The sequence below is a fragment of the Microbispora bryophytorum genome (genome assembly GCF_006874465.1).
In the GTDB taxonomy this organism is placed as follows: Bacteria; Actinomycetota; Actinomycetes; order Streptosporangiales; family Streptosporangiaceae; genus Microbispora; species Microbispora bryophytorum.
In genome coordinates, this window is sequence record NZ_VIRL01000004.1 from 210,204 (window position 1) to 223,235 (window position 13,032).

Consider the following 13,032-nt stretch of genomic DNA (forward strand, 5'->3'; position numbering starts at 1 on the left):
CTCAGGGTAGGAGAAGCGGCAGCGCGCGTTCGAACGAACGGATCCAGTACGGCCAGGTATGGGTGCCGTTTCCATAGAAATCCGTCGTCACCTTCACCCCCGCCTTCTCCGCGGCCCGGGCGAAGTTCAGGTTCTGCCGCATGATCGAGGCTTCGGTGCGATCGACCGGCCCGTCCCCGTGGTCCAGCGGCCCGGGCTCGCCGTCACCCGCGGACGCGTAGAGGCGCACGCCCTTCAGCCGCCCGGCCAGGCCGGCGGGGTTGTGCTCCGCCCAGGCATCCGGGTCGCCCCACAGATCCTCGGTGTCCACGCCGTTGTCCGCCATGAACGCCCGATATCCGGAGACGTCGTCGCGGGTGTCGAGCACCCCGGAGAACGACGCCGCGGCCTCGAACACACCCGGATGCCGGGCCGCGTAGACGAACGCGCCGAGGCCGCCCATGGAGAAGCCGGCGATCGCGCGGCGTGTGCCGACGCCGTATCGCGGCTCGACAAGGTGCGGCACCTCGGTCAGGTGGAAGGTCTCCCAGGCGGGGCCGTCGCGCCAGTCGGCGTACCAGCCCATCGAACCGCCCTCGGGGACGATGACGACGGCGTCGAGGCCGGCGGTCAGCCGGGCCACCTCGCCCGTCCTGAGCCAGTCCCAGCCGCCGCCGGCGCAGCAGCCGTGCAGCAGGTACAGCGCGCGCCAGCCGGTGGAACCCGGCTTCCAGGCCGCCGGCTTCAGCACCCACACCGAGCGCCTCTCGCCCGTGGCCGGCGAGTCGATGACAAGTTTGTCCGTCCGCCCGTCCACGGCCTCCCGCGAGACGATCGCGGCCGAAGCCGTCGGGCGGACGGGCGGCGGCGCCGCGGACTCGGCGGCGCTCTGGCAGCCGCTCGCCATGACGACGAGGACGACGAGGACGAGCCACGGCAGAATCTTCTTCACGAAAAGGTGGATGTCATATCGATCCGCCGCCGTCAATGGCGGAGAGAGTGAATTGCGGCGTTTTAGGCGAATTGGTGCGCAATTCGAGGACGCAGGCCTTGACCGGCCGCAAGCCGGGCCGCGACCGGCCGGTGAGCGAGCCGGATGGCTTGACCGGCTCCCGGCGGGACGAATACCGTCTCCCGAAAAATCACTTAATCGGCCGCGAAAGTTCCGCGGCGGTGAGACGGGGCGATCGGGTGCCGTTGTCTCCCCTGTCGATCGAGAGACAGCAGTAAGGAGCACTGATGTCAGAGCCGACGGACCGCGAACCGGTCGCCAGGCCCGTTCCGCGAATCAATACCGCGGTTCCGCATCCGGCCCGGATATACGACTACCTGCTGGGCGGCAAGGACAACTTCGCGCCCGACCGTGAGGCGGCCGAACACCTTCTCAGGGTTTCACCGGGCACCCGCGAAGGCGTTCGCGCCCACCGGGCCTTCCTCCGCCGGGCGGTACGTCATCTCGCCGGAGAGGCGGGAATGACGCAGTTCCTCGACATCGGCACGGGCATTCCCACCCAGGGCAACACCCATGAGGTCGCTCAGCAGGTCAACCCCGCGGCCCGGGTGGCCTACGTGGACAACGACCCCATCGTCCTGGTGCACGGCCGAGCCCTGCTGACCGGCAGCGCCGCGGGCATGACGTCGGTGATCGAGGCCGACCTGCGGAAGCCGGAGACGATCCTGTCCCACCCGGAGGTCCGGGCCGTGATCGACTTCGACCGTCCGGTGGCCGTCATCCTGGCGGGCGTCCTGCACTTCATCACCGACGAGGAGGACCCGCACGGCCTGGTCGAGACATTCAAGGCCGCCGTGCCCTCGGGCAGCCACCTGCTGCTGTCGCATATCACGCTCGACTTCGCCCCCCAGGTGAGCGAGGAGGACTTCACCAAGCCCTACGACAACAGCACCGCGCCCATGGTGCCCCGCACCCTCGACCAGGTGCTGCGGTTCTTCGAGGGCTGGCAGGTGATCGATCCGGGCGTGGTCGAGGTGGTGCGCTGGCGGCCTGACGAGTACAAGGACCGGGAGCGCATTCCGGGAGGTCACGCCTGGGCCTACGGCGCCCTTGCGGAGAAGCCCTGACCCGGAACGGGAAGAGGGCGTACGGCCCAACGCAAGGCCTCCGGTGCGACGTGCGCACCGGAGGCCTTGCTCGCGACTAGAGCGAGAGGTTCAGCAGGTGGGGCCGGACCGAGTCGGTGGCCCCGCCGGCCTTACTGCGTGAAGGTCCACTTCTGGTTGTTGCCGCCCCAGCAGGAGTACAGCTGGAGCTGGGTGCCGTTGCCGGTGCCCTGTCCGGCAGCGTCCAGGCACAGGCCGGACTGGACACCGGTGATGGTGCCGTCGGAGTTGAGGCGCCACTTCTGGTTGTCGCCACCCCAGCAGGAGTAGATCTGGACCTTGGCGCCGTTACCGGTGCCCGCGGCGTCCAGACACTTGTTGCCGTACACCCGGAACTCCTGCGAGGAGGTGTAGCTCCACTGCTGGTTGGTGCCACTGTGGCAGTCCCAGATCTGCAACTGGGTGCCGTCGGTGGTGCTGGAGTTGGGCACGTCCACGCAGCGGCCGGAGGCGACACTCTTGATCGTCCCGTTGCCGCCGCCACCGGGGGTGGGCGAGGTGCCGGGGCTGGGCGAGGTGCCCGGGCTCGGCGAGGTGCCGGGGCTGGGCGACGTCGTCGGCGTGGCCGCGTTGAGGGCGTTCAGGACCGAGTTGTACGCGGCCTTCTTGTTGCCGTTGCTGTCGAACAGCAGCGGGCTGGTGTTCGCACCGAGCCAGGAGTCGCTGTCACGCACGCCCCACACGGTGATGCCGATGCAGCGGGAGACGGCCAGGCAGTCGTTGACGACGCTGGCGTAGGTCGAGGACGACCCGCCCTGGATGTCCAGCTCGGTGATGGCGACGTCCACGCCGAGGGCGGCGAACTGCGAGATGGTGGTGCGGTAGTTGCTGTTGTACGGGCTGTTGCTGTTGAAGTGCGACTGCAGGCCGACGCAGTCGATGGGCACGCCGCGGGACTTGAAGTCCCGGACCATGTTGTAGACGCCCTGCGTCTTGGCCCAGCTCCAGTTGTCGATGTTGTAGTCGTTGTAGCAGAGCTTGGCGGCCGGGTCGGCGGCCCGCGCGGTGCGGAAGGCGACCTCGATCCAGTCGTTGCCGGTGCGCTGCAGGTTGGAGTCGCGGCGGCCGCCGGAGTTGCCGTCGGCGTACGCCTCGTTGACCACGTCCCAGTAGGGGATCTTGCCCTTGTAGTGGGCCATGACGCCGTTGATGTGGTTGATCATCGCCTGGCGCAGCGAGTTGCCGCTGAGGGACTGCATCCAGCCCGGCTGCTGGGAGTGCCAGGCCAGGGTGTGGCCGCGCATCCGCTTGCCGTTCTGCGTCGCCCAGTTGTAGATCCGGTCGGCGTTGTTGAAGTTGAACTGGCCCTGGTTCGGCTCAGTCGCGTCGATCTTCATCTCGTTCTCGGCCGTGATCATGTTGAACTCACGGTTCGCGATGCCGGTGTAGTTCCCGTCGCCGAGTTTGCCGCTGGCGATGGCGGTGCCGAAGTAGCGGCCGCTTTGCGCGGCGGCCGCGCCGAGCGTGCTCGCTGCGGCGTCGGCGGGGGCCGTCACCGACACCACCGCCGTTGCCGCGGTGAGCACGCCGAGAGCGCCGGCGACCAGAACCCGGCGTAGCCGGGTTCCGGGCGGGGACATGACGTTTTCGCCCATGTCTGAGCCTCCATAACTGAATCACCGAGGGAACACGGAAGTTCCCGTGATATCGACGCCGCGCCTCGTCGCTTGAGAACGCACACCACCAGGGCGTCGTGATCGGCGGCCCCCTGCACGTGCACCACCACCTGGGAGCGGGGGACCGCCTCGGAGGATCAGTGTGGAAACCTTCCCGAAACTTGTCAAGACTTCAACGGAAACTTTCGGGCTACCTGGCCAAGCTGCGTATGCCAAATCGGTTAAGCAGATGGCATCTGCGCTCCGAAACTTTCGGCTACCCGGGGATTGGGCGGGGGAAAGGGATGAAAGTTTCACCACCCGCCTCTCGCCGGTCTCGTGGGACGTCGCGGAAACGCCCCAGTTGGGCTGCACTCGGACCCTGTACGGTGCGGTGCACAAGTATCAAGGCCCTTGACAAGGGATCTCCGCCTCGTATTGGCTCCGCCCCACACCACCTCTCATCACCCCCCATGGAGAGGAGAGCCGATCGGAAGACGCGTTGTGAACGCTCACTCGGCCGTCGACGCCGGCGGATTCCCCGCCATCGCCGGCGGAGTGCACGCCACCGCCGAGCCGCAGCAGGTCATCGACGCCGGCTGGGACCTCGCCGCGATCGGCGAGGGGGAGCCGACGATCGTCGCCCTGGTCGAGGCGCTTCGCGCGGACCGGCCGCTCACCGCCGTGCCCGGCCTGGCCGTGCGCGACGGCGACGGCAGGGCGCTGCGCACGCCACCGGCCCCGCAGTTACCGCTGGACGCCTTTCCGTCCTTCCCCGACCGGCGCGGTCACTTCGGGCCCATCGAGATCACGAGGGGCTGCGCCTACACGTGCCGCTTCTGTCAGACGCCCTTCATGTTCGGCCTTCATGTTCGGCGGCAGGTTCCGGCACCGCAGCGTGGACGGCGTGCGCTCACGTCCGCCGGATGGCCGCCCACGGCCTGCGCGACGTCCGTTTCATCACCCCCACCGCCCTCTCGTACGGCACGCAGGGGCCGGAGCCGGCGCTGGACGCCGTGGAGGAACTGCTGGCGGGCGTCAAAGAGGAACTGCCCCCGAACGGGCGGGTGTTCTTCGGCAGCTTCCCCTCCGAGATCCGTCCCGAGCACGTGACGCCGGAGGCGATGCGGCTGCTCAAGCGCTACCGAGTTGCGGGCCGGTGCTCCGGCCTTCAGGCTCGGGGTGAAGGCCCGCGTGGGAGGGCCGCCAAGGCCCGAGCGTGCCCTGACGGTCAGTGTTCGTCCTGCGCTTGCTCGGCGGTTTCGGCGATCGGTACTGGCACGACGGCGGCGATTGTCCGTCCCCGGTTGGTGATGTACGTGATCCGGCCGCGTACAGCTGCGTCGTTGAGCACGTCCGCGAACCGGCGGCGCGCTTCCGCGACGCTCATCTCTCCCGAGTCCATGCACGTCTTGAAACGCGGACGCACGCGCATTTACGTGGATGCACAATTGCTCTGTGCAGCTGCGGTACAACTTCCGCCTCTACCCGACCCCGGGCCAGTGTCAAGCACTGGCCCGGGCGTTCGGGTGCGCGCGGACGGTGTTCAACGACAGGCTGCGCTGCCCGTCTCCGTCCGCCGAGTCCCTGCCCGGATAGGCACTGTCCCGGGCCCGGTGAGCGTGGGGCCCTCCGGTCAGAACTGCTGGGGCCGCGCCCGGTACGGCTCCTCCAGGAAGGCGATCTCCTCCTCAGTGAGCTTCAGCTCGACCGCGGCGAGCGCGTCGTCCACGTGGTGCTCCTTGGTCGCGCCGACGATCGGCGCGGTCACACCCGGGCGGCTGAGCAGCCATGCGAGGGAGAGGGTCGCGGGGGAGACGCCACGCTCCTCGGCGGTGCGGGCCACCCGCTCCAGGATCGCCTCGTCGGCGGGCCCGCCGTACAGCTGCTCCTGCCTGGCACCGTCGCCGATCTGCCGTACGGTGTCGGCCTGCCTGCCCGCGCGGGCGAGCAGGCCGCGTGCGAGCGGGCTCCACGGGATCAGCCCCACACCCTGGTCGAGGCACAGCGGGATCATCTCCCGCTCCTCCTCGCGGTGCAGCAGGTTGTAATGATCTTGCATGCTGACGAAACGGGTCCAGCCGTTCTTGTCCGCGACGTGCTGGGCCTTAGCGAACTGCCATGCCCACATGCTGGAGGCGCCGATGTAGCGGGCCTTGCCGGCCCGGACGATGTCGTTGAGCGCCTCCATGGTCTCCTCGATCGGCGTCTCGTCGTCCCACCGGTGGATCTGGTACAGGTCGACGTAGTCGGTGCCGAGGCGGTCGAGGGAGGCGTCGATGGCCGACATGACGTGCTTGCGGGACAGGCCCCAGTCGTTCCTGCCCTCGCCCATCGGGAAGTAGACCTTGGTGGCCAGGACGTAGTCCTCGCGCCGGGGGAAGGCCTTGCGCAGCAGCCGTCCGGTGACCTTCTCGCTGGCGCCTCCCGAGTAGACGTCGGCGGTGTCGAAGAAGGTCACGCCGCCCTCGACCGCCTTACGCACGATGGGCTCGGCCTGGTCCTCGTTCAGGACCCAGCCGCCCCACTTGGCCGGTTCGCCGTAGCTCATCATGCCGAGGCAGATCCTGCTGACCTTGAGGCCGGTGGTGCCAAGTCGTCGATACTCCATAGCAGCACCCTATTTGCCCCATCACTTCCCGGGCGGGACGGGTGTCGCCCGCGCGCGGAGGGGGCGAATCACCAGCGCGGCGCGGTGACGTCGATCGGCCGGGGTGAGAGCGCGGTTGACCCGAACCACGTGGTGATCACGACAAGATGCGGCGCGCCCTAGTCGATCTTGGCCTTTCTGCTCAGACTCGCGTAGTAGTCCTCGAGCATCGCACGCAGCCCCGGGCGATCGGTGAGCTGGATCGACTGGACGAGGTGGGCCACTTCGGAGCCGTTGAAGACGCTGTGCCCGCCTTGCCAGAGGCGGTCGGTCAGCTCGAAGAGGACGTTTCTGGCGATGGCGTCCGGGGTGCCTTCCGAGGCCCAGCCGAAGGAGACGGTGACCGTGGTCGCGGTGCGCGTCGTCTCGAAGGTCAGAGGCTGTATGTCGTCGGGTGTCGGCGGCCGCGGGTGCGCGCCGGGATCGTCCTTGGTGCGCTGCTCCGGAGCGCGGTTGAGCTCGTCGTCCGGCTTGGGTCCGAGCCTGAGGACGAGGTAGGTGTTCACCACGCTCATCAGGGTCTCGAGCTGGGCGAAGAGCTCTCTCAGCAGAGCGGTGAGCAGAGGTCTGGAGTCTGAAGGCACCGGCGGCAGCCCGCGTAGTTCCTCGGCGGTGATCCGCCCGCTCGCGACCAGGCCGATCAGGTCGTAGACGCGGACCCAGGCGCGGACCACCCGTGAGCACATCAACGCGTGCACCTGCGCCAGCGAGTCGCCGGCGCCGTCCCGCAGGGCCTTGACATCACCGGCGTTGAGCTGTCCCGGCATCCCACCGATCAGGTCGATGACCACCTGCTCGTAGTTGCCCGCATTGAGAAGCGCCAGCTTCGGCGGCAGCAAGTAGTGGGCGTGGGCGTTGCGGTAGGCGAAGTCGACGGTGGGCTCCACCGCGATCGTGTGCGAACCCTCGTGCACCAGCGTGGAGGCGGCCTCCACGTCGGACATGAGATGCGGGCGAAACCTGGAGCTGAGGTCGATGCACGCCTCCGCGCCGCTGCCCCGCCCGAGCGCCCCCATCGAGCGGGGCAGCTGCGGGTTGTAGAGCATCCCTTTGCTCTTGCCGTCCGAGCGGGCGTGGATGGCCCGCAGTTGCTGCAGAATCTTCCGGAACCGGGGGGCGGCCGCCGCGGCCTCGTCCCCGAAGCAGGTCCGCAAACTCGCCATCGCTCGTGGCGAACCAGTCTCGATCGGGAGGACGACATTCGCCTCGATCAGTTTCAGGAGCCCGATGAACCACGGGCTCTCCGCCACCGGTGGAAAATCCTCCTCCGGCTGCTGCGCCTGGTCGGCCGCGGGAGAGGGAAGCTGGTTGAGGTCAGTGACGAACTGCGGCAGCTCGGCCGCCCTGCGTCGTCCCGTAGCCTCCTTGGTCTCCCCGGGAGGGACGAGGTTGAGCTTGCTCCACTGGACGGCGAGCCGCTGGTAGGAGTCGTCGCGCGTGACCTGCTTCGCGAGGGCGGCACCGATCAGCCGGTGGTAGGAGGCGTAGACGTTGTTCTCGTTTGCCGCGACCTGCTTGAGCAACGCGGGGGTGGGAACGGGGATCATGCTGCCGTTGTAATCCCCCGCGGTCGGTCCCCGATTGCCAGGCGCTTGCAGAAGGTGACATACCGGTGGGCGCTGTTCCTCCCCATGCCCCGACACGTCGCGTTGGCAGGCCGGTCGGCTGGTGTTCCAGTCGTACATCCCTGATCCGAATCCGCAGAAGTGCCAGGTGCCGCGGTCGTCGCTTCGTCATCCTGACACGCAGACAGCCCGCAGGTCCTGACGGCTTCGGTACCGTGCGGGGCTATGGCGGAGAACGTATACGTGGGTAACGCTCAGCTGGACTCGGTCGCCGACCGTGGGTGGCTGCTGGGGCATTTCAAACCCGCTGCCGATGTGCGGCACAGCGAGGACGTGGAGATCAAGTGGTACGCGCATCCCCGGGGTGACCGGCGTGCGGAATGGGTCACCGGCGAGAAGCGCACCGCGCTCCTCGTGCTGATCAGCGGCCGTTTCCGCGTCGAACTTCCCGGGCGGAGCGTGCTGTTGGCGAATCAGGGCGATTACGTCGTGTGGGGCCACGGGGTCGATCACTCCTGGCATGCCGAAGAGGAGTCGGTGGTGCTCACCGTCCGGTGGCCGTCGATTCCGGGATATGCGGTCTCCGGCACGGATTCCGCGTAGCGGCCCGGACCGGCCAGGGCTGGCGGGCGGACCCCGAGTGGCGAGGGCACCGGCCGGAGGGCCCTGCGGAACCGCCTCTAGAATCTTGTTCCATGGCGATGTACGTCCCTCTCGGCGAGGGCCGCTACCGGGCGACGGAGCACACCCAGGGGCCGTGGGATCCGCGGCATCAGCACATGGGGCCGGTCACCGCGCTGCTGGTGCACGAGCTCGCCCGCGTCCCCAGCCGGTTCCCCGGGCTTCCGACGGCCCGGCTGGCGGTGGACGTGTTCGCGCCCGTCCCGGCCGCCGAGGTGGAGGTGCGCACCGAGATGATCAGGGACGGCAGGCGCGTGCAGTGTCTCGGCGCCTCCGTCACCTCCGGCGGGCGCGAGCTGGTCAGGGCGACCGCGTGGCGCATCAGGGAGGCCGGCAGCCCGGCGAGCGAGGCCGCGCCGCCGCCCGCGCCGGTCCCGCCGTCCGCCCCCGGCGACGCGGACTCCTGGATCGCACGGGATTTCGGGTACGGCAGGGCCACGGACTGGCGGTTCGTCAAGGGCTCCCCGGACGAGGCCGGGCCCGCCGTGGCGTGGGGCAGGGCCCGGGTGCCGCTGGTGGAGGGCGAGGAGACCACGCCGCTGGAGCGGCTCGCGATGTTCGCCGACAGCGGCAACGGCATCAGCGGCGTCCTGGACTTCGACGCCTATCTGTTCGCCAACGTGGACCTCACCATCTCGCTGTTCCGCGCTCCCGAAGGCGAGTGGGTCTGCCTGGACGCGGCCACGACGATCGGCCCACGGGGACGCGGGCTCACCCGCACCACGCTGTTCGACCGGGCCGGTGAGATCGGCACGGCCACGCAGACGTTGTTCGTCGGGCCACGCTGATCCAGACGGGCGTCAGGACGCCGTGCAGGTGACGGACGACGGCGTTCCGTTGGCGCCGCCGGACCAACTGCCGGTGAAGCCGGCCGTCGTCGACGCGCCCGGCGCGAGGGCGCCGTTCCAGGATTCGTTGGTGACGGTCACCGTGGATCCCGACTGCGTGTAGTGGCCGCCCCACAGCTGGGTGATGCTCTGGCCGTTGGGGAAGGTGAAGGTGACGGTCCAGGAGGAGATGGCCGCCTTTCCTGAATTGAGCACCGTCAGCGCGCCCTGGAAGCCGCCCGGCCACTGATTGGAGATCTGGTACGCCGCGGAGCACGCGCGCGTACCGGCCGACGGCGAGGCGCTGGGGGAGACCGTGGGGCTGGCGGACGGCGACACGCTCGGCGACGCCGAAGGGCTGGGTGACGCTGAGGGGCTGGGTGACGCTGAGGGGCTGGGCGACGACCCGCCAGCGGGCGGAACGCGGACGATGCGGTCGTCGGCGGCGACCGGGGTCCCTCTGCCGTCGCGGTTGCTCGTCGTCACCCAGAGCCAGCCGTCCGGGCCCACGGCCGCGGCCCGCAGTCGTCCGTACGTCCCCTGGAACTCGGCCACCGCGTTGCCCGTCCTGCTGCCGGCGCTGACCGGTACGGTCCACAGCCGCTTACCGGCCAGGGCCGTGGCGAAGAGCGTGCTGTTGGCGTACGCGAGACCGCTCGGAGAGGACTCGGAGGTGCTCCAGGTCTGGATGGGATTGGTGAAGCGCGAGTCGCTGCACACGCCCTCGCAGGTCGGCCAGCCGTAGTTGCGGCCGGGCTGGATGTAGTTGATCTCGTCCCAGGTGTTCTGGCCGAACTCCGTGGCGTACAGCCGGCCGCTCTCGTCCCAGGCGAGCCCCTGGACGTTGCGGTGACCGTAGCTGTAAACGCGTGATCCGGAGAACGGGTTGTCCGAAGGGACCGTGCCGTCGGGCCGCATCCGCAGGATCTTTCCGCCGGGGCTGTTCAGGTTCTGGGCGTTGGCGGAGGTCCCGGCGTCTCCCGTGGTCACGTACAGCATGCCGTCCGGGCCGAAGGCGATGCGCCCGCCGTTGTGGAACTGGGCGCGAGGAACGCCGGAGAGAAGCACCTGCTGGGTCTGGGGGGCGCTGAGCCGGAACCGGACCACCCGGTTGTCGGACGAGGAGCTGAAGTAGGCGTAGACCCACTGGTCCTGGGCGTAGGTGGGGGAGACGGCGATGCCGAGCAGGCCGCCCTCGCCCTGCGGTGACACGTTCGGGACGGTGGCCACCCGCGTCGGCGCCGATCCGGGACGCACCTGCGCGATGGCGGCGGTGTCGCGTTCGGAGACGAGGGCGCTGCCGTCCGGAAGGAAGGCGATGCTCCAGGGGACCTGCAGCCCGGTGGTGGCGACCTGCGCGCGTGTGAAGTCGAACCCGCCGGTCGCCGCGCTCGTGGGGAGCGGCTGGGTCACGACGAGCGCGGCGGCGGCGGTCACCGCGCTGAGGGTGCTTGCGAGTGCCGCGGCGAGGCGCTTGGGCATCAGAGACTCCAGGTCGGGACGTCGGGTTCCGGCTCGTGACCCATCGAACGCGTCCGCCGTGCTCCGTGCAATCACCGTCCTGTGAACTGAGCGATCATTTCCGCGCCACGCTCGCGCCGTTTCCCGCTGACCAGCGTGTTGTGTCGTGTGCCACCGACGGGGACGGCGGTCAGGGCCGGGAAAATTTCATTGCCAGGGGAAGGTTTTCCGGCGGCTTCCGCCGCCACGGTGACGCCGTGGCGCGGCATGCGGGACCCGTCCGGGGTCCCGCATCCGCGTCTCCCCGGTCTCCCCGCCGGGCGCGGACAGGACGGACAGGTAAATCAGGCGGCCGTGCAGGTGGCCACCGGCACCTCGACGGTGCCACCGGACCAGCCGATCGCGAAGTCCATCGTCACCGCCGCGCCCGGCGGCAGCGTGCCGTTCCAGGGCTGGTTGGTGACGGTCACCGTGCCTCCCCGCGGGGTGTAGCCGCCGTTCCCCAACTGCACGTAGCTCAGGCCGTTGGGGACCGTGAAGGTGACGATCCACGAGGAGATGGGCAGCGTTCCCGTGTTCCGCACCGTCAGCTCGCCCCGTGAGGCCGCCGTCCACGAGAGGACGAACCGGATCGTCGCTTCGCACGAGCGGGTACCCGCGGACGGCGACGGACTAGGTGATGGTGACGGACTGGGTGACGGCGAGGGACTGGGTGACGGCGATGGTGAAGGGCTGGGCGTGGGGGAGGGGCACGGCGAGGCGCTGGCCGAAGGCGACGGGCTCGGCGAAGGTGACGGGCTGGGTGACGGCGACGGGCTGGGTGACGGCGACGGACTTGATGATGGCGATGGTGATGGGCTGGGCGAAGAGGAGGCGCCCGGCGACGATGAAGGGCTGGGTGACGGTGAGGGGCTGAACGACGGCGAAGGGCTGGGCGACGGCGGCGGTGAGGGGCTGAGCGAGGGGGAGGGGCACGGTGAGGAGCCGCCGGGCGGCGAGGGCGATGGGCTGGGTGACGGTGACAGCGGCGGACCGGCCGACGGTGAAGGCGACGGACTCGCCGGCGGCCACGAGCCGACGGGCGGGATCCGGATGATCCGGTCGTCGCCGAAGACCGGAGTCCCGCCGCTGTCGTAGTTGCTCGTCGTCACCCACAGCCAGCCGTCCGGACCGAGGGCCACGGTGCGCAGCCGTCCGTACCTCCCCTGAAGCTCGGTCACCGGGGTGCCCACGGCGCCGCCCGCGGCCGGCACCGCCCACAGCCGCGTGCCACGCAGGGCCGCGGCGAAGAGCGTCCCGTTGGCGTACGCGAGGCCGCTGGGCGACGCCTCGGCCGGGTGCCAGGTCACGAGCGGGTCGCGCACGCGCGAGTCGCCGCACACGCCCTGGCAGACCGGCCAGCCGTAGTTGCCCCCGGGCACGATGGCGTTCAGTTCGTCCCAGGCGTCCTCGCCGAACTCCGTGGCGTACAGCCGGTCGCCCGCGTCCCAGGCGAGGCCCTGGACGTTGCGGTGGCCGTAGCTGTAGACCGGCGAGCCGGCGAACGGGTTGTCCGGAGGGACGGTGCCGTCGGGCCGCACGCGCAGGATCTTGCCGCCCAGGGTGGCAGGGTTCTGCGCGTTGCCGGGGTTCCCGGCGTCGCCGGTGGAGACGTACAGCATGCCGTCGGGGCCGAACGCGATCCGTCCGCCGTTGCGGGACTGGCCGCGGGGGATGCCGGCGAGGACGACCTGCTGCGCGTCGGGGTAGCCCCACCGGAACCGGACCACGCGGTTGTCGGAGGCGCCGGTGAAGTAGACGTAGACCAACTGGTCCTGCGTGAAGGTGGGGGACAGGGCGATGCCGAGCAGGCCGCCGTCGCCCGCCGTGTAGACGTTCCGGATGGTGGTCACCAGTGCAGGGGTGTATCCCGGATACACCCGCCAGATCTGTGCCGTGGTGCGTTCGGTCACGAGGGCGCTGCGGTCCGGCAGGAAGGCCATTCCCCAGGGTGACCGCAGCCCCGAGACGGCGACCTGCGCCCTGGTGAAGTCGAACCCGCCGGTGGCCGCCGTCGCGGGGGCCGGCCGGGTCACGGCGAGCGCCGCGGCGGCGGTCACGACGCAGAGGACGGCCGCGAGTGCCGCGGAAAGACGCTTGGGCATCACGTGCTCCCG

11 protein-coding genes and 1 pseudogene are annotated in these 13,032 nt (G+C 69.7%); 4 read left to right on the forward strand and 8 right to left on the reverse strand.

The window, feature by feature from the left end; all coding sequences use genetic code 11:
• Position 1: 1 nt before the first annotated feature.
• The gene (locus FLX07_RS11155) at positions 2 to 931 is read right to left on the reverse strand and encodes an alpha/beta hydrolase (RefSeq protein ID WP_142570337.1); all 930 of its coding nucleotides are present in this window, start codon (positions 929 to 931) and stop codon (positions 2 to 4) included.
• Positions 932 to 1,218: 287 nt separating this feature from the next.
• Between FLX07_RS11155 and FLX07_RS11160 the strand changes: the two genes are divergently transcribed.
• On the forward strand, positions 1,219 to 2,058 hold the full coding sequence (locus tag FLX07_RS11160) for an SAM-dependent methyltransferase (RefSeq protein WP_142570339.1): 840 nt from the start codon (positions 1,219 to 1,221) through the stop codon (positions 2,056 to 2,058).
• A 131-nt stretch (positions 2,059 to 2,189) separates the two neighbouring features.
• Here FLX07_RS11160 and FLX07_RS11165 read toward each other — a convergent pair whose 3' ends face one another.
• The 3 genes from FLX07_RS11165 to FLX07_RS11175 form a co-directional block, all read right to left on the reverse strand.
• The gene (locus tag FLX07_RS11165; protein ID WP_142570341.1) at positions 2,190 to 3,692 is read right to left on the reverse strand and encodes an endo-1,4-beta-xylanase; all 1,503 of its coding nucleotides are present in this window, start codon (positions 3,690 to 3,692) and stop codon (positions 2,190 to 2,192) included.
• A 512-nt stretch (positions 3,693 to 4,204) separates the two neighbouring features.
• The gene (locus FLX07_RS36395) at positions 4,205 to 4,423 is read right to left on the reverse strand and encodes a hypothetical protein (RefSeq protein ID WP_167748200.1); all 219 of its coding nucleotides are present in this window, start codon (positions 4,421 to 4,423) and stop codon (positions 4,205 to 4,207) included.
• Positions 4,424 to 4,923: 500 nt separating this feature from the next.
• Positions 4,924 to 5,082 (reverse strand): type II toxin-antitoxin system prevent-host-death family antitoxin, encoded by a 159-nt coding sequence (locus FLX07_RS11175; RefSeq protein ID WP_223853267.1) that lies wholly within the window; start codon positions 5,080 to 5,082, stop codon positions 4,924 to 4,926.
• Positions 5,083 to 5,150: 68 nt separating this feature from the next.
• Between FLX07_RS11175 and FLX07_RS11180 the strand changes: the two are divergent.
• Positions 5,151 to 5,255 (forward strand): annotated as a pseudogene (locus FLX07_RS11180) (helix-turn-helix domain-containing protein); the annotation flags it as partial.
• Between the two features lie 73 nt (positions 5,256 to 5,328).
• Here FLX07_RS11180 and FLX07_RS11185 read toward each other — a convergent pair.
• Both FLX07_RS11185 and FLX07_RS11190 read right to left on the reverse strand, forming a co-directional pair.
• A complete protein-coding gene (locus tag FLX07_RS11185) occupies positions 5,329 to 6,303 on the reverse strand; it encodes an aldo/keto reductase (RefSeq protein WP_142570343.1) in 975 nt (324 codons plus the stop codon).
• Between the two features lie 158 nt (positions 6,304 to 6,461).
• Positions 6,462 to 7,889: a M35 family metalloendopeptidase gene (locus FLX07_RS11190; protein WP_142570345.1), complete on the reverse strand. Its 1,428-nt coding sequence runs from the start codon at positions 7,887 to 7,889 to the stop codon at positions 6,462 to 6,464.
• Between the two features lie 243 nt (positions 7,890 to 8,132).
• Between FLX07_RS11190 and FLX07_RS11195 the strand changes: the two genes are divergently transcribed.
• Together FLX07_RS11195 and FLX07_RS11200 are read left to right on the forward strand one after the other, a co-directional pair.
• On the forward strand, positions 8,133 to 8,510 hold the full coding sequence (locus FLX07_RS11195) for a cupin domain-containing protein (RefSeq protein WP_142570347.1): 378 nt from the start codon (positions 8,133 to 8,135) through the stop codon (positions 8,508 to 8,510).
• Between the two features lie 92 nt (positions 8,511 to 8,602).
• Positions 8,603 to 9,376 (forward strand): thioesterase family protein, encoded by a 774-nt coding sequence (locus tag FLX07_RS11200; protein WP_142570349.1) that lies wholly within the window; start codon positions 8,603 to 8,605, stop codon positions 9,374 to 9,376.
• 12 nt (positions 9,377 to 9,388) lie between these two features.
• On the opposite strand, the gene FLX07_RS11205 is transcribed toward FLX07_RS11200, so the two are convergent.
• Entirely contained in the window at positions 9,389 to 10,897 is a 1,509-nt protein-coding gene (locus tag FLX07_RS11205) for a PQQ-dependent sugar dehydrogenase (RefSeq protein WP_142570351.1), read from the reverse strand.
• A gap of 323 nt (positions 10,898 to 11,220) precedes the next feature.
• Entirely contained in the window at positions 11,221 to 13,020 is a 1,800-nt protein-coding gene (locus FLX07_RS11210) for a PQQ-dependent sugar dehydrogenase (protein WP_142570353.1), read from the reverse strand.
• Positions 13,021 to 13,032: the final 12 nt, after the last annotated feature.